The 19,290-nt window shown below is 71.3% G+C and carries 19 protein-coding genes; 13 read left to right on the forward strand and 6 right to left on the reverse strand.

The features are described 5' to 3' along the window. Positions 1 to 143 precede the first annotated feature (143 nt). The 8 genes from mshD to pstB all read left to right on the forward strand — a co-directional run bounded on the left by mshD (position 144) and on the right by pstB (position 9,969). Positions 144 to 1,193: a mycothiol synthase gene (mshD, locus tag J5Y04_RS37720; protein WP_209417062.1), complete on the forward strand. Its 1,050-nt coding sequence runs from the start codon at positions 144 to 146 to the stop codon at positions 1,191 to 1,193. Between the two features lie 289 nt (positions 1,194 to 1,482). Next, positions 1,483 to 3,660 carry an RNA degradosome polyphosphate kinase gene (locus J5Y04_RS37725; RefSeq protein ID WP_209417063.1) on the forward strand — a complete coding sequence of 726 codons (2,178 nt, stop codon included), beginning with the start codon at positions 1,483 to 1,485 and terminating at the stop codon, positions 3,658 to 3,660. A 192-nt stretch (positions 3,661 to 3,852) separates the two neighbouring features. After that, positions 3,853 to 4,938 (forward strand): CHAD domain-containing protein, encoded by a 1,086-nt coding sequence (locus J5Y04_RS37730; protein WP_209417064.1) that lies wholly within the window; start codon positions 3,853 to 3,855, stop codon positions 4,936 to 4,938. Positions 4,939 to 5,020: 82 nt separating this feature from the next. After that, positions 5,021 to 5,446: an NUDIX hydrolase gene (locus J5Y04_RS37735; protein WP_209417105.1), complete on the forward strand. Its 426-nt coding sequence runs from the start codon at positions 5,021 to 5,023 to the stop codon at positions 5,444 to 5,446. Between the two features lie 264 nt (positions 5,447 to 5,710). Continuing rightward, positions 5,711 to 6,844: a phosphate ABC transporter substrate-binding protein PstS gene (pstS, locus tag J5Y04_RS37740; RefSeq protein WP_307853514.1), complete on the forward strand. Its 1,134-nt coding sequence runs from the start codon at positions 5,711 to 5,713 to the stop codon at positions 6,842 to 6,844. Positions 6,845 to 6,988: 144 nt separating this feature from the next. Beyond that, a complete protein-coding gene (gene pstC, locus J5Y04_RS37745; protein ID WP_209417065.1) occupies positions 6,989 to 7,969 on the forward strand; it encodes a phosphate ABC transporter permease subunit PstC in 981 nt (326 codons plus the stop codon). A 76-nt stretch (positions 7,970 to 8,045) separates the two neighbouring features. Continuing rightward, positions 8,046 to 9,122, forward strand: a complete 1,077-nt coding sequence (pstA, locus tag J5Y04_RS37750; RefSeq protein WP_209417066.1) for a phosphate ABC transporter permease PstA — start codon at positions 8,046 to 8,048, stop codon at positions 9,120 to 9,122. Between the two features lie 70 nt (positions 9,123 to 9,192). Further along, positions 9,193 to 9,969, forward strand: coding sequence for a phosphate ABC transporter ATP-binding protein PstB (pstB, locus tag J5Y04_RS37755; RefSeq protein ID WP_209417067.1), 777 nt, complete (start codon positions 9,193 to 9,195; stop codon positions 9,967 to 9,969). A 138-nt stretch (positions 9,970 to 10,107) separates the two neighbouring features. On the opposite strand, the gene J5Y04_RS37760 is transcribed toward pstB, so the two are convergent. Then, positions 10,108 to 11,103 carry an inorganic phosphate transporter gene (locus tag J5Y04_RS37760; RefSeq protein WP_209417068.1) on the reverse strand — a complete coding sequence of 332 codons (996 nt, stop codon included), beginning with the start codon at positions 11,101 to 11,103 and terminating at the stop codon, positions 10,108 to 10,110. A gap of 5 nt (positions 11,104 to 11,108) precedes the next feature. Beyond that, entirely contained in the window at positions 11,109 to 11,729 is a 621-nt protein-coding gene (locus tag J5Y04_RS37765) for a DUF47 domain-containing protein (protein ID WP_148643415.1), read from the reverse strand. 492 nt (positions 11,730 to 12,221) lie between these two features. On the opposite strand from J5Y04_RS37765, the gene J5Y04_RS37770 reads away from it, so the two are divergent. Beyond that, a complete protein-coding gene (locus tag J5Y04_RS37770; protein WP_209417069.1) occupies positions 12,222 to 12,614 on the forward strand; it encodes a metal-sensitive transcriptional regulator in 393 nt (130 codons plus the stop codon). A gap of 9 nt (positions 12,615 to 12,623) precedes the next feature. On the opposite strand, the gene J5Y04_RS37775 is transcribed toward J5Y04_RS37770, so the two are convergent. Together J5Y04_RS37775 and J5Y04_RS37780 are read right to left on the reverse strand one after the other, a co-directional pair. Further along, positions 12,624 to 12,821: a hypothetical protein gene (locus tag J5Y04_RS37775; protein ID WP_209417070.1), complete on the reverse strand. Its 198-nt coding sequence runs from the start codon at positions 12,819 to 12,821 to the stop codon at positions 12,624 to 12,626. A gap of 172 nt (positions 12,822 to 12,993) precedes the next feature. Next, positions 12,994 to 13,902, reverse strand: a complete 909-nt coding sequence (locus J5Y04_RS37780; RefSeq protein ID WP_209417071.1) for a hypothetical protein — start codon at positions 13,900 to 13,902, stop codon at positions 12,994 to 12,996. A gap of 159 nt (positions 13,903 to 14,061) precedes the next feature. On the opposite strand from J5Y04_RS37780, the gene J5Y04_RS37785 reads away from it, so the two are divergent. Further along, positions 14,062 to 14,253: a hypothetical protein gene (locus tag J5Y04_RS37785; protein ID WP_209417113.1), complete on the forward strand. Its 192-nt coding sequence runs from the start codon at positions 14,062 to 14,064 to the stop codon at positions 14,251 to 14,253. A 60-nt stretch (positions 14,254 to 14,313) separates the two neighbouring features. Here the strand turns inward: J5Y04_RS37785 and J5Y04_RS37790 are convergent, their stop codons facing one another. Beyond that, positions 14,314 to 15,030, reverse strand: coding sequence for a phosphatase PAP2 family protein (locus J5Y04_RS37790; protein WP_209417072.1), 717 nt, complete (start codon positions 15,028 to 15,030; stop codon positions 14,314 to 14,316). A 192-nt stretch (positions 15,031 to 15,222) separates the two neighbouring features. After that, on the reverse strand, positions 15,223 to 16,428 hold the full coding sequence (locus J5Y04_RS37795) for an NlpC/P60 family protein (RefSeq protein WP_374106203.1): 1,206 nt from the start codon (positions 16,426 to 16,428) through the stop codon (positions 15,223 to 15,225). Between the two features lie 239 nt (positions 16,429 to 16,667). Between J5Y04_RS37795 and J5Y04_RS37800 the strand changes: the two genes are divergently transcribed. The 3 genes from J5Y04_RS37800 (at position 16,668) to J5Y04_RS37810 (ending at position 19,286) form a co-directional block, all read left to right on the forward strand. Then, on the forward strand, positions 16,668 to 17,018 hold the full coding sequence (locus J5Y04_RS37800; RefSeq protein WP_241002623.1) for a hypothetical protein: 351 nt from the start codon (positions 16,668 to 16,670) through the stop codon (positions 17,016 to 17,018). Between the two features lie 167 nt (positions 17,019 to 17,185). Then, entirely contained in the window at positions 17,186 to 18,001 is an 816-nt protein-coding gene (locus tag J5Y04_RS37805) for a hypothetical protein (protein WP_307853515.1), read from the forward strand. Continuing rightward, positions 17,991 to 19,286 carry a hypothetical protein gene (locus tag J5Y04_RS37810; RefSeq protein WP_245206275.1) on the forward strand — a complete coding sequence of 432 codons (1,296 nt, stop codon included), beginning with the start codon at positions 17,991 to 17,993 and terminating at the stop codon, positions 19,284 to 19,286. Before J5Y04_RS37805 ends, J5Y04_RS37810 begins: the two co-directional genes overlap by 11 nt. Positions 19,287 to 19,290 lie beyond the last annotated feature (4 nt).

The raw sequence follows: 19,290 nt of genomic DNA on the forward strand, positions 1-19,290 counted from the left end.
AAGCTAAGCCTCACAGCGCCGATGGTACTGCAGGGGGGACCCTGTGGGAGAGTAGGACGCCGCCGAACAATCATTCACAAAGAACCCCCGATCCATCACGGATCGGGGGTTCTTTGCATTTCCGGTTGACGTATCGTCAGGGCATGGACGATCAGGACGCTCAGCAGGAACGGGTCTACAACGGCACTCCGGCGACCGGCGAGGGCGCCGTGGTCGCCCGGGAGGTACTGCCGCCGGAGTCGCGGGACGGCGCACTGCGCGTCCTGGCCGCAGCCCAGTCCGTGGACGGCCGGGAGGCGGTGTCCGAGCAGGGGCGGCTCCGGTTGCGCTCCTCGGACGCGGCCCGCGCGGGCGTGATCCACTTCGTGCAGCGGGCCGGCAAGGAGCCGGGGGACGAGGCCGGAACCGGCCTGGACGTCGTCGGCTACGGCCAGCTCGAAGTCCCGCAGGCCGGCGCGGCCAACCCCTCCGCCGAGCTGGTGGTCGCCCCGGACGCCCGCGGGCGCGGGTTCGGCCGTCCCCTGGTGGACGCCGTGCTCGCCGAGGCCCGCCGGGCCGGCCGGGACCACGTCGACTTCTGGGTGCACGGGAGTCACCCGGCCGCCCGCCGACTGGCCGAGCGGTACGGTGCCGAGCTGGTCCGCGAGCTGCGGCAGATGCGCCGGACCGGGCCGCAGGCCGAGGAGGTCGCCCTCCCGGACGGCGTCGAGCTGCGGACCTTCCGTCCGGGTGCCGATGACGCCGAGTGGCTGCGGCTGAACGCGCTGGCCTTCGCCCACCATCCGGAGCAGGGCGCCTGGACCGCGCGGGACCTCGCCGACCGGCTGGCCGAGCCGTGGTTCGACCCGGCGGGCTTCTTCCTCGCGACCCGTGACGGCAGGGTCGTGGGCTACCACTGGACCAAGGTGCACCCGGCGACGGCCACCGGGCCGGCCCTCGGCGAGGTGTACGTGGTCGGGGTGGACCCGGCCGAGCAGGGCAGCGGCCTGGGCCGGGCGCTCACCGCGGCCGGTCTGCGGCACCTCACCGGCGGCGGCCCGGGGGAGCGCGGGCTGGAGACCGTACTCCTCTACGTCGATGCCGACAATCCGGCCGCTGTGCGGGTATATGAACGGTTGGGGTTCACCATCCACGAGGTGGACCTGATGTACCGCGCCGAGTACCGCACACACCGGGAGCCGAGCGGGGTATAGCGGAGAGTCGGGTTCCGGGCAACGGGCCGGTCGCACAAACACCAGCCCGACCGCGACCCTGACCGACTCAGCTTTCCTCCTGGCCATGCGGTGTTTACCGTGGATTCAATTGCTGCCGTGAAGATCACAGGATGAAGTCCGTAGTGTCTCGCTCGTGCAGCGTCGGCGGCGCCCGCCGGCCGGTCCCGTGTTGACCGCGCCGGGCGGGTGGGCGTTGGCGTTGGGCGAGGACGACGGCCCGCAGAGCCTGTCGCGTCCGGACCCCGTCCTGCTGGAGGAGCTGGAGCCCATGAGCATTCCTCGCCCCGTCTCTGCCCCGCTGTCCCCTCCGGCCAGGATGTCCAGCGCCCTGGGGATACCGCCGGAGCTGCCGGCCGCGGACGAGCAGGACCTCGACGAGCTTCCCCAGGGTCGCTTCCTGGACCGTGAGCGCAGCTGGCTCGCGTTCAACGAGCGCGTCCTGGAGCTGGCCGAGGACCCGGCGATCCCGCTGCTGGAGCGCGCCAAGTTCCTGGCGATCTTCGCGAGCAACCTGGACGAGTTCTTCATGGTCCGGGTGGCGGGCCTGAAGCGCCGGATCGCCACCGGAGTGGCCCAGCGCAGTGCCTCCGGCCTCCAGCCGCGTGAGGTGCTGGACCTGATCTGGACCCGCTCGCGCGAGCTCATGGCCCGGCACGCCGCCGCCTTCCAGCAGGAGGTCCTGCCGGACCTCGCCGCCGAGGGCATCGAGATGGTCCGGTGGCCGGAGCTGGCGGAGAAGGAGCAGGCCCGCCTGCACACCCTGTTCCGGCAGAAGATCTTCCCGGTGCTCACCCCGCTGGCGGTGGACCCGGCCCACCCCTTCCCGTACATATCGGGGCTCTCCCTCAACCTCGCCGTGGTCGTCCGCAACCCGGTCTCGGGCCACAAGCACTTCGCCCGGGTGAAGGTCCCGCAGTCCCTGGCCCGCTTCCTGGAGGCCTCGCCGCAGCGGTACGTGCCGCTGGAGGACGTGATGGGCGCGCACCTGGAGGAGCTCTTCCCGGGGATGGAGGTGCTCGCGCACCACGCCTTCCGCGTCACCCGGAACGAGGACCTCGAAGTCGAGGAGGACGACACCGAGAACATCCTCAAGGCGCTGGAGAAGGAGCTGATGCGGCGGCGCTTCGGCCCGCCGGTGCGGCTGGAGGTCGAGGAGTCGATCGACCCCTACATCCTGGACCTGCTGGTGCGGGAGCTGAACATCACCGAGGCGGAGGTCTTCCCGCTGCCCGGACCGCTGGACCTGACGGGTCTGTTCGGCATCGCCGACCTGGACCGCCCGGAGCTGAAGTACCCGAAGTTCGTGGCCGGCACGGCCCGCGGGCTGACCGACGTCGAGTCGGCCTCGCAGCCGGACATCTTCGCCGCGATGCGGGAGCGGGACGTGCTGCTGCACCACCCGTACGACAGCTTCTCCACCTCCGTGCAGGCCTTCCTGGAGCAGGCCGCGGGCGACCCGGACGTGCTGGCGATCAAGCAGACGCTGTACCGGACGTCCGGCGACTCGCCGATCGTCGACGCGCTGATCGACGCGGCGGAGTCCGGCAAGCAGGTGCTCGTCCTGGTCGAGATCAAGGCGCGCTTCGACGAGCAGGCCAACATCAAATGGGCCCGCAAGCTGGAGGAGGCCGGCTGCCACGTCGTCTACGGCCTGGTGGGGCTGAAGACACACTGCAAGCTGTCGCTGGTGGTCCGCCAGGAGGGCGACACCCTGCGCCGCTACTCGCACGTGGGCACCGGCAACTACCACCCGAAGACGGCCCGGCTCTACGAGGACATCGGACTGCTGACCTCGGACCCGCAGGTCGGCGCCGACCTCTCGGACCTCTTCAACCGGCTCTCCGGCTACTCGCGCCGGGAGTCCTACCGCCGGCTGCTGACCGCGCCGCGCGGGCTGCGGGACGGGCTGATCTCGCGGATCCACGGTGAGATCGCCCACCACCGGGAGGGCCGCCCGGCGTACGTGAAGCTCAAGGTCAACTCGATCGTCGACGAGGCCGTGATCGACGCGCTCTACCGGGCCTCCCGGGCCGGGGTGCCGGTGGACGTCTGGGTGCGCGGGATCTGTGCGATCCGGCCCGGGGTGCCGGGACTGAGCGACAACATCAGGGTCCGCAGCATCCTCGGACGCTTCCTGGAGCACTCGCGGATCTTCGTCTTCGGCAACAACGGCGATCCCGAGGTGTGGATCGGCAGCGCCGACATGATGCACCGCAACCTGGACCGCCGGATCGAGGCGCTGCTGCGGATCACCGACCCGGCCCACCGGGCCGAGCTGTCCGGGCTGATCGACCTCGGGGTGTCGGACGAGACCGAGTCCTGGCACCTCGGGGCGGACGGGGCATGGGAACGGCACGCCCAGGACGCCGACGGGAAGGCGCTGCGGCACGTCCAGGACCTGCTCATCGACTCGCGCCAGCGCCGCCGGGCCGCCGCGGCCCGGTGACCGGGCCCCGCTGCCACGGCGCCCGGCCACGACCACCGACGCGGACGACCGCGACCGGGGCCGAGGCGGGCCACGGACGCGGGCCACTGATGCGAGCCACTGATGCGAGCCGCTGAGCGGTCGGGGAGCCGCCGCAGCGGTCGGCCACCAGCCCCGGGGGACGGCCCCGGGGGAACGGGGATCTACCTAGTCATGACCGATGCGCCGATGACGGCCCAGGCGGCCTCCACAGCGACCGCCGGGGACGTCCTCTCCAGCCATCTCACCGCCCAGGCCGGCGTCTTCCTGCGTGCGCTGCCGCAGGCGGTGGGCGAGGTCGGCGCCAGACCGGGGACGGCCGTCGTCCCTCCCGTCGGCACGGCGGACCTGCTGCGGGCGGTGCGGCGGATCGGCGGGCTGCTGCACACCTTCGGCGCCACGTTCGAACAGACCTGGGCGCAGGAGTCGCGCACCGAGCTGCGCTGGCTGCTCAACCTGCTGGCGCTGGAGCCGGGGTACGTCCGCCGGTCGGCCCGGCTGCTCGGCGCCCTGGACGCGCTGAGCGGCACCGAGGCGGACGGCCCCGGGATGCTCGCGGGTCACGCCGGGGCGCCGAAGGCCCGGGCGCTGCTCGACCGCCAGCTGACCCTGGCGCGGACCAGGGCGCACACGTCGGTGCTCCAGGAGCTGCGGTCGGCGCGGCTGCACGCGCTGGCGGACCGGATGACGCTGCTGGTCTCCGAGGCACCGCTGCTGGAGGCGGCCGACGGCCGGGCCGGTGCGGTGCTGCTGCCGCAGGCCGCGGCGGCGTTCACCGCGCTGACCGCGAGCGCCCAGCAGCTGCCGTTGCAGCGGGCCTCGACCCCGTACGGCGGGGACGGACTGCGCCGGCTGGGCTCGGTTCCGCCCGCCCGGGGCGTGGTGGACGCGGACGCGGCGCTGGCGGCGGACGACGCGCCGTGGGGCCGGGTGCGGATCCTGGTGAAGCGGGCCCGGTACGCACTGGAGGTGTGCGGACGGCCGACCGCGGAGCTGGACGAGCTGGACGAGGTGCTGGGCCGGCACCAGGAGGCGGCGGACGCTGCGGTCACCGCCGCCACCGCGGCACGGACGCCGAGGATCACACCCGCCACCGCGTACGTGCTGGGCGTGGTGCATGCTGATCAGCGACTGGAGGTGGAGGCGGCGCGGTACGCCTTCGGCCGCCGGTGGCCCGAGCTCCCGCCAGGCCTGGACGGCTGGCTGGAGATTCCCCCGGCCGAGGGCTGGGGGCCTTCCCCCGCACCCCGGATGGCATGAGTTGCGCAACCGCCTGAGCACCGAGCAGGCCGACGGTCCCTCCACGAGCAGCCGCCCGGTCGGCGGGCGGCCGCCGGTCGTCCTGGCGGCGGGGGCGGTGCTCTGGCTGCCCGGGCGGCCGAAGAAGAGCGGCCGGCTGGGGCGGCCGCGGATCGCGGTGATCCACCGGCCCAAGTACGACGACTGGAGCCTGCCGAAGGGCAAGCTCGACCCGGGGGAGGGCGTGGTGGAGGCGGCGCTGCGCGAGGTGCGCGAGGAGACCGGGTTCTCCTGCGTGCTGGGGGAGGAGCTGCCGGCCCAGCACTACCTGGCGCAGGGGCGTCCCAAGGAGGTCCGGTACTGGGCGGCGGTGCCGTCGGCCGGGGCGTTCCGGCCCAACCGGGAGGTGGACCGGCTGGAGTGGCTGACGGCCGGGAAGGCCCGTGCCCGGCTCACGCACGACCGGGACCGGCTGCTCGTGGACGCGCTGCTGGAGGCGCTCGGGGCGAGGCCGGTCCGGCGGTCCTGAGGTCCCGTCGCGGGTCGTGAAGGAACGATGGAAGTGATCTCCCCGCGCCCTTGCCGTGACGCAACCGTTACTACCTGACGTAGTTTCCTGCCATCCGTTCGAGGTTCACTCCCCGTTCACTTACGACCGGCTGTCGTGTCACTTCCCCGGCCTAACTTCGGGTTCACCGGAGGGCCGAACGGGCCCCGGACCACAGCAAAACCCGCGCCACGCCGTGTTCGCACGGCCCGCGCGCCGGGCAATGCCACAGAAAGGGACACCCCTGTGAAGCTCCAGCGGAACGGCCGCTCCAAGGCCCTCGCCATCGGTGCCATGGCGCTCGTCAGCTCGCTGTCGCTCGCCGCGTGCGGTTCGGACGAGAACAACAACAACGCCGGCGGCTCCGGCAGCGGCTCCGCCTCCGCCGCCGCCATCAACTGTGGCAGCAAGCCCACCGCCCTGATCGCCGCGGGCTCCACCGCGCAGGGCACCGCGATCGACGTGCTGAAGACCAACTTCGGCGCGGCCTGCTCCGGCGCCAGCATCAACTACGGCGGCGGCGGCTCCGGCGCGGGCGTCCAGCAGTTCACCCAGGGCAAGGTCCAGTTCGCCGGCTCCGACTCGGCGCTGAAGCCGGCCGAGGTCGACGCCACCAAGACCACCTGCACCGGCGGCCAGGGCATCAACCTGCCGCTCGTCGCGGGTCTGATCTCGATCGTCTACAACGTCGAGGGCGTCGACAACCTGGTCCTGGACGGCCCGACCACCGCCAAGATCTTCGACTCGCAGATCACCAAGTGGAACGACCCGGCGATCACCGCCCTGAACCCGGGCGCGAAGCTGCCGGACGCCGACATCCAGGCCTTCCACCGCTCGGACGACTCCGGCACCACGGACAACCTGACCAAGTACTTCGCCAAGACCTCCGGTGGCGCCTGGTCCTACCCGGCCAGCAAGACCTGGGCGGGCAAGGGCGGCCAGTCGGCCAACACCTCGGCCGGTGTCGCGGCCCAGGTGAAGCAGGTCAAGAACTCGATCAGCTACGCCGAGCTGTCGTACGCCCAGATCAACAACCTGAAGAGCGCCGCCATCAACACCGGCGCCTCCAAGCCGGTCGAGGCCACCGCCGCCAACGCCGCCAACACCTTCGCCAAGGCCAAGATCGCCGGCACCGGCAGCGACCTGGCGCTGACCCTCGACTACGCGACCAAGGACGAGGGCTCGTACCCGCTGGTCCTGGTCACTTACGAGATCGTCTGCGACAAGGGCAACAAGGCCGACACCCTCGACACGCTGAAGGCGTTCCTGGCCTACGGCATCAGCGACGCCGGCCAGAAGGCGATCGGCGAGAAGGGCTACGTCCCGCTCCCCAAGGAGCTGACGGACAAGGTCAACGCGGTCATCCCGACCCTGGCCTGACCCAGTGGACCTCCGGTGGAGCGGCCCCGTGGACGAGGGGGGCCGGGGCCGCTCCACCGGAAGCAGTGACCGAGAAGCACGTCCGGGGCACCGCCGCCAGGGTGCCGCCCCCTCGGGGCAGCACCACCAGACCGGAGTAGACCAATGACTTCATCATCCCCTGCCGCCCCGCGAGGCAGGGAACGCCGCAAGCGCGACAGCCGTGTCGGCGACAAGATCTTCATGAACCTGTCCCGCGGGTCGGGCATCCTGCTGCTGGTCGTCATGGCCGCCATCGCAGGCTTCCTGACCTGGCGCTCGGGCATCGCCCTGGGCAAGAACGAGGGCAACTTCCTCACCACCTTCGAGTGGACGCCGGACGCCCCGAAGCCGGTCTTCGGCATCGCCGTCCTCGCGTTCGGCACCATCGTCAGCGCGCTGATCGCGATGACGATCGCCGTCCCGGTGGCCATCGGGATCGCGCTGTTCATCTCGCACTACGCGCCGCGCCGGATCGCGCAGCCGTTCGCCTACCTGGTGGACCTGCTCGCGGCGGTGCCCAGCATCATCTACGGCCTCTGGGGCGCGCTCTTCCTGGTGCCGCACCTGGACGGCCTGACCAGCTGGCTGGACGAGTACCTCGGCTGGACGTACATCTTCGACCAGTCGCGCGCCGGCACCACGCCGCGCACCCTCTTCACCGTGGGCATCCTGCTGGCGATCATGATCCTGCCGATCATCACCGCGGTCAGCCGCGAGGTCTTCCGGCAGGTGCCGCGGATGCACGAGGAGGCGGCGCTCGCGCTCGGCGCGACCCGCTGGGAGATGATCCGCACCGCGGTGCTGCCGTTCGGCCGCCCCGGCATCATCTCGGCGTCGATGCTCGGCCTCGGCCGCGCGCTCGGCGAGACCATCGCGGTCGCGGTGGTGCTCTCCTCCAACAACGTCCTCTCGCTGCACCTGCTCGACCCGGGCGGCGGCACCTTCGCGCAGAACATCGCGCTGAAGTTCAGCGAGGCGCAGCCCTTCGGCCGGGACGCGCTGATGGCCTCCGGCCTCGTCCTGTTCGTGATCACCCTGCTGGTGAACGGTGCCGCGCGGCTGATCGTCGCCCGCCGCAAGGAGTACTCGGGGGCCAACGCATGAGCGAGCGCAGCGAGCGAATCAGTAAGAGGTGCGTGGTGCGCGCATGCGCCCCGACGAGCTTTGCGAGGAGGGCCGCATGAGTTCCGCTACGACCTCGGTTCCGGCGGACGCGCGCCCGGTCGGCCGCCCGCTGACCGCCAACCGGCTGCCCAAGTGGGCCCCGGCCGCGACCACCGCCGGCTCGATCGCCCTCGGCTGCGGCATCGGCGCCCTCGGCGGCCTGGAGAGCCACATCCAGTGGGGCCTGATCTCCGCGCTCCTCTTCCTGGCCATCAGCTACCTGTCCTCGGCCAGGGTCGAGGGCCGCCGTCAGGCCAAGGACCGGCTCGCCACCTCGATGGTCTGGGTCGCCTTCATCCTGGCCGTCATCCCGCTGCTCGCGCTGACGGTCTACACGGTCCAGCAGGGCGCCGAGGTGGTGGACGGGAACTTCCTGAGCCACTCCATGAAGGGCGTGCTCCAGTCGGGCCCCGGCGGTGGCATCTACCACGCGCTGATCGGGACCCTGCAGCAGGTGCTGCTGGCCTCCCTGATCGCCGCGCCGATCGGTCTGCTGACCGCCGTCTACCTCGTCGAGTACGGCCGCGGCCGGCTCGCCAAGGCGGTCACCTTCTTCGTCGACGTCATGACGGGCGTCCCGTCGATCGTCGCCGGTCTGTTCATCCTCTCGCTGTGGAACCTCGCCCTCGGCTTCAACTACTCCGGCTTCTCGGGCAGCCTCGCGCTGGCGATCCTGATGATGCCGGTGGTGGTCCGCTCGACCGAGGAGATGCTGAAGCTCGTCCCGAACGAGCTGCGCGAGGCGTCGTACGCGCTCGGTGTGCCGAAGTGGAAGACCATCCTGCGGATCGTCCTGCCCACCGCCATCGGCGGCATCACCACCGGTGTGATGCTCGCGGTCGCCCGCATCACGGGTGAGACCGCCCCGGTGATGATGCTGGTCTTCGGTGCCGACTACATCAACAACAACCCGTTCGACGGGCCGCAGCAGTCGCTGCCGATGTACATCTGGCAGCAGTACGCGATGGTGAACAACCAGTACGGCTACGCCCGTGCCTGGGGTGCGGCGCTGGTGCTGATCGCCTTCGTGATGGGGCTCAACCTCATCGCCCGGGGCATCGCACGCTGGCGCTCGCCCAAGGCCGGCCACTGAGCCTCCGACTGACGTACGACACGGATTCCCGAGCGGCCCCCGGCCGCGGGCTGAGAGAAGACGAAAGATCATGGCCAAGCGCATCGACGTCAGCGGACTGTCCGCCTACTACGGCACCACCAAGGCCATCGAGGACATCTCGATGAGCATCGAGCCCCGCTCGGTGACGGCCTTCATCGGCCCCTCCGGCTGCGGCAAGTCCACCTTCCTGCGGACCCTCAACCGGATGCACGAGGTGATCCCCGGCGCCCGCGTCGAGGGCAAGGTGCTCCTGGACGACGAGAACCTGTACGCCTCGAACGTCGACCCGGTCGCGGTCCGTCGTTCGGTCGGCATGGTCTTCCAGCGCCCGAACCCGTTCCCGACCATGTCGATCTACGACAACGTGATCGCCGGCCTGAAGCTCGCGGGCGTGCGCAAGAAGTCCGTCCTGGACGACGTGGTGGAGAAGTCCCTCAAGGGCGCCAACCTCTGGAAGGAGGTCCACACCCGGCTGAACAAGCCGGGGGCCGGCCTCTCCGGCGGCCAGCAGCAGCGCCTCTGCATCGCCCGCGCCATCGCGGTCGAGCCGCAGGTCCTGCTGATGGACGAGCCCTGCTCCGCGCTCGACCCGATCTCCACCCTCGCCATCGAGGACCTGATCGGCGAGCTGAAGAACCAGTTCACCATCGTCATCGTGACGCACAACATGCAACAGGCGGCCCGCGTCAGCGACCGTACCGCCTTCTTCAACCTGGCCGGGGTCGGCCAGCCGGGCAAGCTGATCGAGCTGGACGACACCCAGCGGATCTTCTCCAACCCGTCCGTGCAGGCGACGGAGGACTACATCTCGGGCCGCTTCGGCTAAGGAGCGCCTGGGACACGGACTGCTTCGCGGTGCTGCATGGCGGTGCCGCCGCGAAGTATGAAGAAGGGCCCGCCCCCGAGATGTGGGGGCGGGCCCTGTCAGTTCCACCGGAACCGCGTCCGCGGCGGTCCGGGGTGCTCAGCCCCAGAAGAGGTGGACGAACCAGTACATCAGCGCTGCGACGACGGCGGCCGCCGGCATCGTGATGAACCAGCCGAGCACGATGTTCTTCGCCACGCCCCAGCGGACCGCGCGGATCCGCTTGGTGGCGCCGACGCCCATGATCGCCGAGGTGATCACGTGGGTGGTGGAGATCGGCGCCTTGAAGACGAACGACGTGATGTACATGACGGTCGAGGCGGTGGCCTCGGCCGCGAAGCCCTGCGGCGGGTCCAGCTCGATGATCTTGCGGCCGAGGGTCCGCATGATCCGCCAGCCACCCGCGTAGGTGCCCAGCGAGAGCATGGTGGCGCAGGAGATCTTGACCCAGGTCGGGATGTCATTGCCGGTCTGGTGGCCCGAGATGGTGAGCGCCATGACCACGATGCCCATCGTCTTCTGGGCGTCCTGCAGGCCGTGCGCCAGCGCCATCGCCGCGGCGGACGCGGTCTGGGCGACCCGGAAGTTGCGCTTGGCGCGGTGCGGGTTGGCCCGCTTGAAGATCCAGAGGATCGCCAGCATCACCAGGAAGCCGCCGATCAGGCCGACGATCGGGGAGACGATCATCGGGATGACGATCTTGTCCAGGACGCCGCTCCAGATCACCTCGGTGCCGCCGGCCAGCGCCGCGCCCACCATGCCGCCGAACAGCGCGTGCGAGGAGGAGGACGGGAGGCCGAAGTACCAGGTGACCAGGTTCCAGGTGATCGCGCCGACCAGCGCGGCGAACAGGATCGCCATGCCCTGGTTGCCGGTCGGGGTCTCGATGATGCCGCTGGAGACGGTGTGCGCCACGCCGCTGCCGAGGAAGGCGCCGGCCAGGTTCATCACCGCGGCCATCGCGAGCGCGGCCCGCGGGGTCAGCGCCCGGGTGGAGACCGAGGTGGCGATGGCGTTCGCGGAGTCGTGGAAGCCGTTGGTGTAGGTGAAGAAGAACGCAACGCCGAGGACGGCGATGAGTGCAGCCATGTCCACGAGGGTCAGGACTCCTTGACGGCGATGGTCTCCACCGTGTTGGCGACGTGCTCGAAAGCGTCCGCCGCCTCCTCAAGGACGTCCACGACCTGCTTGAGCTTGAGCACCTCGATGGCGTCGTACTGGCCGGAGAACAGGTGGGCGAGCAGCTTGCGATGGATCTGGTCGGCCTGGTTCTCCAGCCGGTTGACCTCGATCCAGTACTCGGTGAGGTTGGACATGGTCCGCAGGTTCGGCATCGCCTCGGCGGTGAGCTCGGCGGCGCGCGCCAGCACCTCGATCTGCTGCTCGATCCCCTTGGGCAGGGTCTGGATGTCGTAGAGGACGACCAGGTCGACGGCCTCCTCCATGAAGTCCATGATGTCGTCCAGCGACGACGCGAGGCTGTAGATGTCCTCGCGGTCGAAGGGCGTGATGAAGGACGAGTTCAGCTGGTGGAAGACGGCATGGGTGGTGTCGTCCCCGGCGTGCTCGGCGGCGCGCATGCGCTCGACGATCTCCGCGCGGGCCGACACGTCTGCCCCCAGCAGTTCCAGCAGGAGCTTCGACCCGACGACGAGGTTCTCCGCGGCCGCGGCGAACATGTCGTAGAAGCTCGTCTCCTTCGGGGTCAGGCTAAAACGCACGGAAATCTCCGATGTGCGGGGTAGGGACTGAACGATGCTAGGTGCAACCAAGCGCAATCGCGCAAACGGGGTGGTGGGGAGGAGCCGGAACCTCCCCTTCCGGTTGGCCGCCGCAGCAGTGGACCCGGCCCGCACACCCATGTGCGGACGTGAGCCCTCAGTCTGACGGAACCTCGTACGGATTGCCCCTGCCGTGCACGTGGAAGACGGCGGTGTCGGTCCGGACGGAAGCACCCCTCCGGCGGTCGTCCGTCCGGCGCCTTCCAGCCGCTCCCGGCCCGTTCCGGGCGTGCTCCAGCCTGCGCCGGACCGGGTCCGGACCGGGACCGGACCAGCGCCGGACCAGCGCCGGACCAGCGCCGGACCGGGTCCGGACCGGGGCCGTGCCCGCTCGGGGCCTGCGGACCGGGCCGGAGGAACACCAGGACCGGTCACGGTGTTGGACACTGGTGGTCGACGCAGCCACCGAGGCACCCAGACGAAGGCGGGCCGATGACCACGACGGAAGCGCGCACCGAGCCGGACCACGCGCCCGGTACCGAACCGAACGGTGACCAGCCCGCGCCGGCCGCCGCCGAGGCGGCCCCGCACACCGGGCACGGGCAGCACGGGTACAGCGCCCAGAAGGACGCCCACCTCAAGCGGCTTCGCCGGATCGAGGGCCAGATCCGCGGCCTCCAGCGGATGGTCGACGAGGACGTCTACTGCATCGACGTGCTCACCCAGGTGTCGGCCAGCACCAAGGCCCTGCAGTCCTTCGCGCTCTCGCTGCTGGAGGAGCACCTGCGGCACTGCGTCGCCGCGGCCGCCGAGGAGGGCGGCACCGAGCTGGACGCCAAGGTGGCGGAGGCCACCGCCGCGATCGCCCGGCTGCTGCGCAGCTGACGAGGGGCGCTACCGCCCGCCCCCCGGCGGCCCGTCGGCGGACGCCCCGCCGTCGGGCCGGTCCAGCAGCACCTCGTCGATCCGTTCGGTCGGCAGCCGGTCGTCGGTACTGGCCGTGGCGGCGATCATCAGCTCACCGGCCAGGTCGATCTCGTCGAGGGCCGCGTCGTCGTGGCCGCCGCTGCGGCCGCCCGTGGACGAAACCACCTGCACCACCCCTTCAGCGCCTCGCCAGCCCGGGCGGCAGCCACCCGACGTCCAGCCTAGGCACTTCGGAGCCCGCCCACATGGCACGGACGGGCCATCTCGGCGCCGCCGAAACGGGTGGGCCCACCCTCTCCGGGTGGCCCACCGACACCGGCGGCGCCCCTGCGTCAGGCTACTTCGGGCTCTCCGTGGGCTTCATCGCGTAGATGTCGGAGGCCGGCGGCTCGGCCGCCTCGACCGGCTTGCCGAAGTCGGCCAGCGAGGTGGTCGACGTCACCTTCACCTGGTCCTTCGCCTCCTTGGAGCCGGCCACCCCGGCGAAGGTGAACACCTCGACCACCTTGTGCAGCCGGCCCTGCTCGTCCAGCCAGGCGTCGTACGGGACCTCCTTGACCGTGAAGGTCTGCGCCGCCATCCGCAGGCCGTCCCCGCCCCGCCCGCCGGTGGCCTCGGCCGCCTTGGTGAGGTCCAGGGTGCCGCGGTAGTGCTTCAGCGCCACCCCGCCGACCGTCTCGGTGCCGACCAGGTCCGCCTTCTGGGCCCCGCGCAGCGCACCGGTGGCGGAGGCCGGGTCGGTGGCCCCGCTGGAGACCAGGTTGCCGTCCGGCAGCTGGCGCACGTCCAGCTTGACCCACTTGCCCTCGGGCACCTTGGCGCCGCTGTTCTGCAGGTAGACGGTGCCGGGCAGGACCACCTCGACGATCTTCCCGGTGGTCGCCGCGCCCGGCGGCACCGCCACCTCCAGCCGCCCGATCCGCTTCACGTAGTCGTAGCCGCCGGTGCCGGTGAAGACGGCCTTCTTGTCGGCGGACTCGGTGACCAGCTCGGTGCCGGTGTGCGCGGAGCCCGTCCGGCCGGTGATGTCGGCGGCGTTGCGGACGGCCGTCAGCGGGTCGGCGGAGAGCTGGTCCGGGGCGGCGGCCTTCCGGTCGGCCGAACCGCTGGAGGCCCCGGAGCCGCCCGTACAGCCGGTCAGCCCGGCCAGGGCGGCGGCGACCACGAAGGCCCCGGCCGCCGACCGCAGGTGTGGCAGCGGGCGGCCGTGCCGCCGGCCGCTGCGCTGCACGCCGGTCATCTTCATCTCGCGACAACCCCCTCGGGCCCGACTGCCCCGCCGGCCACCACCACCGGGTGGGCAGAGCTCTTGCCGGGCAAACGAGTTGAGGCCCGAGGGGTTACGCGGAACCCGGCGCGCACTGGACGTCGCGCGCCGGGGTCCCGGAGCGTTACGGTGAGGCGCGTGCACAGTGAGCTGCCGGCTGACCCCGGCACCGCCCGGATGCCCGAGCACCGCGTTGCGATCAGCGAGCGCGGTTCCTTCTGCTTCGCGACCTGTAGCTGTGGCTGGTTCTCACCGGCCCGCCGCTCCCGCGACCTGACCCGGCGCGAGGCCGCCGACCACCTCGCCGCGAACGACGGCCCCGGGTCGTAGCCCGCTCCCGGCCCCCGGCCCGCGTGCGGCCCGGGGAAGGTGGGGGAGGCGGGGAAGGGCTCAGGCGGCCAGGTCGGACTCCGGCGGCTGCTCGTCGGTCCGGACGGTGCCGCGGCCCTCGCCGCCCCGCCGCCGGCCGCCGCGCGGGCGGGGACCGCTCTGCGGTGCCCGGATCAGCGGTGCGGCGACGGTGCGGCCCAACGCGTGGCAGAGCGGGACCAGGACGGCCATCGCGATCGGCGCCAGCAGCAGGACCACCGCGGTGGCGAGCGCGAAGCCGCCGATCACGTCGGTCGGGTAGTGGACGCCCATGAACATCCGGCAGAAGCCCTGGAGCAGGGCGAGTCCGCCGGCGATCCAGCCCAGCCGCCGGTTCACCAGGAACAGCGCCACCGCGATGCCCATCGACATCGTCGAGTGGTCGCTGACGAAGGAGTGCGTGCCGGCCTTGCCGTCCACCAGCACGTCCAGCCCGGCGTGGTCGACGAACGGGCGCGGCCGGTCCACGATGGCGGCGATCGGCAGGTTGGCCAGCTCGGCGATGGCGACCGACAGCGGAGCCCACAGCAGGCCCGCGACGGCCACCGGGGCGTCCGGGCGGCGTCTCGCCTGCAGCCAGCCGACCAGGCCCAGCAGGGCCAGGCCGATCAGGATGCCGTATTCGCCGATCCAGGAGACCAGGTGGTCCAGCCACTCCGGGGAGCGCTTGGCAAGGCCGTTGACGGCGTAGAGCAGGCCGAGGTCGGGGTTGGTCGTGTCGGCAAGCGGCGTCGACACGCCGCACCTCCTTCTGGTCCGCAGCAGCTGTTGGTTCCGGCCGTGGCCCCGCCCGCCCCTCCCTGCCGGGAAGGTGACGTGGGGCCATCGGACACAACGTCATAACCGATGCACAGCGTTCCACGGAAACACGCAGTTATGGAAACTTGACTCAGCGTCCACAGGGCGCGCACACCCGGCGGTCCGGGGCGGTCAGCTCTTTGCAGGTGTTTGACCTGGACCTGCCGGAGCGGGCCCGGCGGCGACGGCCGCCCGGGAGGTCGGGGCGGCCGGTGCCGCCGCGGCGGCCGCCGGGTTGGCCGGGTTGGCCGGAGTGGACTGGCCGCCCGGAGCCGGGCCGGCCGGGGCGGGATCGGCCGGGCGGCTCGGGGCGGTGATGCTGCCGTCCGCGTTGCGCCCCGGCAGGGCCTGGGCGCCGTCCGAGGTGACCCGGGTGGCGCCGATGTACTCCCTGGTGTCGATCTTGTCGTAGCGGATCACCGCGCCGGTGTGCGGAGCGTTGATCATGTAGCCGCCGCCGACGTAGATGCCGACGTGGTGGATGCTGCGGGGGTCGGTGAGGTCCGTCGCCCAGAACACCAGGTCTCCCGGGCGGAGCTGGTCGCGCGAGGGGTGCTGTCCGGCGTACCACTGGTCGTTGGCCACCCGGGGGAGCGTGATGCCCACGCTGGCGTACGCGGCCTGGGTGAGCCCGGAGCAGTCGAACCGCCCGTTCTGCGAGGGCAGCCCCTCGCCACCCCACAGGTACGGGGTGCCGAGCTTGGTCTGCGCGAAGTAGATCGCGCCGGACGACTGCTGGGAGACCTCCACCGGCGCCGTCGGCGCGGTGAAGCTGCGGGCCATCGCCTGGATGTTCTTCACATAGCCCTGCGTCTCCCGGTACGGCGGCACCCCGTTGTACCTCGTCACCGCGTACGGGCCGGCGTTGTAGGCGGCCAGCAGGTTGGCCTGGCGGTCGCCCGGCACCTTGGCGACGTCCTTGGCGAGCGCGCAGTCGAACGTGGCCGCCGAGGCGATCGCGTCCAGTGGGTCCCAGACATCCTTCTTGCCGTCATTGTTGCCGTCCGTGCCGTATGTTCCCCAGGTCTCCGGCATGAACTGCGCCATTCCCTGCGCGCCCACGCCCGACCGGGCGCGCGGGTCGAAACCGCTTTCCTGGTACAGCTGCGCCGCGAGCATCGGCGGGGAGATCTCCGGACAGAGCGAGCCCCACTGCTGGATCGGCCCCTGGTAGGCCGCCGGAACGGTGCCCGGCGAGAGGGCGGCGCGATTGGCCGACTGCTGCGGCGTACCACTCGCCGCATACGTCCCGACCGTGACAAGTCCGATGAAGCCGACCGCGACAACTCCCGCAGCGGCGGCGGCCGTACCGGCCTTCCGGAGTACCATCAGCACCATCCCGACGAATCGTCAGTCGAAGTGTCCCGGAAGGCGTTGCTCACCGCAATCATCAGAGATACAAAGAGTGAGCGCTATCCTTCGTACGGTGGACATCCTCGCGTACGTGTCCCATACCTCACGACCAATCCGCGAGAAGCAGCCAAGTCGACATCAGATCTGGCCAAGAATAGGCACCGACCCTTCGCGCGGACGGGGTCTGGGCCCTTGAATTTGCCTGATCGGGCGGTGAGATGGAAATGAACCTGAGCAGCGTGAACAGCATCGCGATCGGCCACCTGGCCGAGGACCCTCCTAAGAAGCCGAATATCGACACCATCATCGGCGGGATCGCCCCCGACTGGGGCCCGTTCGCGAGTCTCGGGTCGGAGGCCCGGGTGATGGTCGAGGTCGTCATGGCCGTGGCGATCCTGGCCTGCCTCGGCATCGCCGTCTGGGGCGCGGCCAAGCAGCGCATCGGCGCCACCGCCATGCGCGACAGCTTCGGTGCCGAACAGGGCAAGGGGCTGATCATCGCCGGGCTGACCGGCGTGTTCATCATTGGATCACTCGGCACTCTGTTCACCATTGTCTACGGCATGGCCATCTGACGATCGGACAGCAAGGACGGGACCGGCGGTGAGCCCGCCCGGCCGTCCGGCCGTCACGATCCGCCGGAGTCCCCGCCGGGAGTCCACCCACCACCCCGCCCTCCGCGCCCGCCCACGGGCGGAGGGGCCCCGGAGCCGCCCCGGCTCCCCGCACCAGGAGGGCCGCCGTGCCGTTGTCCGACGACCAGCCGCACACCCGTACGCGGCTGCCGGTCGGTGAACAGCCCTCTTCCCAGCCGCCCGCCCGTCAGTCCCGGCCGCTGCGCACCATGCTGACCGTCCTGGTGGTCGTCACCCTGCTCGTGGTCGCGATCTCCATCGCCAACCGCGGCAAGGCCGACCCCGGCACCACCGCGGGCCGCTCCGCCGACGCCGCCCCCACCGCGGCCTCCGGCGCCGGGCCCGCCCCCAGCGGCGACCAGCCCGTGAGCACCACGAGCAACGGCATCGCCAGCGGCTTCCCGCACACCGACCAGGGCGCGCAGTCGGCCGCCGCCAACTACGCGGTCGCCATCGGCTCCGCCGACATGTTCCGCACCGACAGCCGCCACACCATCGTCGCCACCATCACCGACCCGTCCGCCACGGCAGCCCTCCAGAGCCGCCTGGACCAGGGGTTCAGTGGCGACACGGCCGCCCGCTACGGCCTCGACGCCCAGGGGCGCGCCCCCAAGGGGCTCACCTTCGTCAGCCGCACCGTTCCGGCCGGCACCAAGTCGGTCGGCTACAGCGATGCCGACGCCAAGGTCGAGGTCTGGTGCACCGGCCTCACCGGCCTCGCCGGCGAACGCTCCGTCCAACCCGTCACGGAGAACTGGTTCACCCTCACCCTGAGCCTGCGCTGGACGGGCGCCGACTGGAAGCTCACCGACTACGCAAGCCGGCAGGGCCCAGCCCCGATGCCGGGCGACCAACAGGCCGCCACCGCCGAGGAGATCACCGGCGCCGTCCAGCAGTTCGGGGGTTTCCGCTATGCCCGTTGATGCCGTCACCAGGAAGATGTCCCGGGTCGGTGGGGTGATGGGAGCGATGGTCGCTCTTCAAGTCGCCTCTTTGGCGCTGGCCTCACAGGCCTTGGCCGAGCCCACGCCCAGCCCCACGGCCTCGCCCAGCGGCAATGACTGTGACGTGCTGCCACTTCCCGGTAGCGGTGTCTACTGCGCCTCCAAGCCCGGCGGTGGCTCCATCCCCGGGACGAACGCCGTCGGCGGCGTCACCGACCCGCTCGGGTCGCTGGCCAAGGGGTGTGCGCAGGCGGCGGCGTGGGTCGTGCGGAGCCTGTCGGGGGCGATCGACGGGACGACGCAGGTCGACTTCACCAATGCGTCGTTCCTGCAGCAGTACGCGGTGGTGTTCGCCGCGTCGACGATCATCACGCTGGTGCTCTGGCTGCTGGCGGTGACGAAGCGGGCGGTGCGCGGGGCGCCGTTGACGACGGCGATCTCGGAGGCGATCGGCTTCCTGTGGCTGACCGTGGTGGCGTCGGCGTTCACGCCGCTGATCCTGTACACCGTGGTGAGCGCGACGGACGGGCTGACCAAGGCGATCGCGGTGGGCACGAAGTCGGACACCGGGACGTACCTGGGCGGGTTCGCGGACACCCTGGAGAAGGGGTCGATGGGCGGCGGCCCGCTGATCCTGATCATCGTGTCGCTGGTGGCCGTGCTGGCGGCGGCGGTGCTCTGGGTGGAGCTGCTGATCCGGGCGGCGATGCTGTACGTGGGCGCGCTGCTGGGGACGGCGGTGTACGCGGGGCTGGTGGACAAGCAGCTGTGGAAGCACGTGCGCCGCTGGGCCGGGGTGATGCTGGCGGTGGACCTGGCGAAGCCGATCATCGTGATCATCCTCGGGCTGGCCGGCGCGGTGGCGACTGGCGCCGGGGCGGGAGACGATTTCGCCCGGGTGCTGTCGGGGCTGGCGATCCTGTTCCTGTCGATCTTCGCGAGCGCCTCCGTCTACCGCTTCGTGCCGGGCTTCGGTGACGAGATCATGAGCATGCGCAACGCCCGGGCCCACGCGGTGTCGGCCGGTTCGGCGATGATCAATGGGACGGCGAACCTGGTGAAGCAGGGCATCAGCACGCACGGCGACCGCGGCCCGCAGGGTGCCGGCGGGGGCGGTGCGGGCTCGGGTGGCGGCTCGGTCGCGACGGGCATCGCCGCCCACGCCGCGCGCACCCCGGCGCCGCCACAACAGGCCGCACCGCCGGCCTCGGTGCCGATGCGAGACGTACCGATCCGCGACAGCAATCCAGCGAAGGGAGGGTGACGGG

It is taken from the genome of Kitasatospora sp. RG8 (assembly GCF_017813315.1).
Classification (GTDB): Bacteria; Actinomycetota; Actinomycetes; order Streptomycetales; family Streptomycetaceae; genus Kitasatospora.

Bases quoted from the DNA above. Each gene is read 5' to 3' on its own strand.
- mshD (WP_209417062.1), top strand. From the start codon at position 144: ATGGACGATCAGGACGCTCAGCAGGAACGGGTCTACAACGGCACTCCG.
- J5Y04_RS37725 (WP_209417063.1), top strand. From the start codon at position 1,483: ATGAGCATTCCTCGCCCCGTCTCTGCCCCGCTGTCCCCTCCGGCCAGG.
- J5Y04_RS37730 (WP_209417064.1), top strand. From the start codon at position 3,853: ATGACCGATGCGCCGATGACGGCCCAGGCGGCCTCCACAGCGACCGCC.
- pstC (WP_209417065.1), top strand. From the start codon at position 6,989: ATGACTTCATCATCCCCTGCCGCCCCGCGAGGCAGGGAACGCCGCAAG.
- pstA (WP_209417066.1), top strand. From the start codon at position 8,046: ATGAGTTCCGCTACGACCTCGGTTCCGGCGGACGCGCGCCCGGTCGGC.
- pstB (WP_209417067.1), top strand. From the start codon at position 9,193: ATGGCCAAGCGCATCGACGTCAGCGGACTGTCCGCCTACTACGGCACC.
- J5Y04_RS37770 (WP_209417069.1), top strand. From the start codon at position 12,222: ATGACCACGACGGAAGCGCGCACCGAGCCGGACCACGCGCCCGGTACC.
- J5Y04_RS37780 (WP_209417071.1), bottom strand. From the start codon at position 13,902: ATGAAGATGACCGGCGTGCAGCGCAGCGGCCGGCGGCACGGCCGCCCG.
- J5Y04_RS37795 (WP_374106203.1), bottom strand. From the start codon at position 16,428: ATGGTGCTGATGGTACTCCGGAAGGCCGGTACGGCCGCCGCCGCTGCG.
- J5Y04_RS37800 (WP_241002623.1), top strand. From the start codon at position 16,668: ATGAACCTGAGCAGCGTGAACAGCATCGCGATCGGCCACCTGGCCGAG.
- J5Y04_RS37810 (WP_245206275.1), top strand. From the start codon at position 17,991: ATGCCCGTTGATGCCGTCACCAGGAAGATGTCCCGGGTCGGTGGGGTG.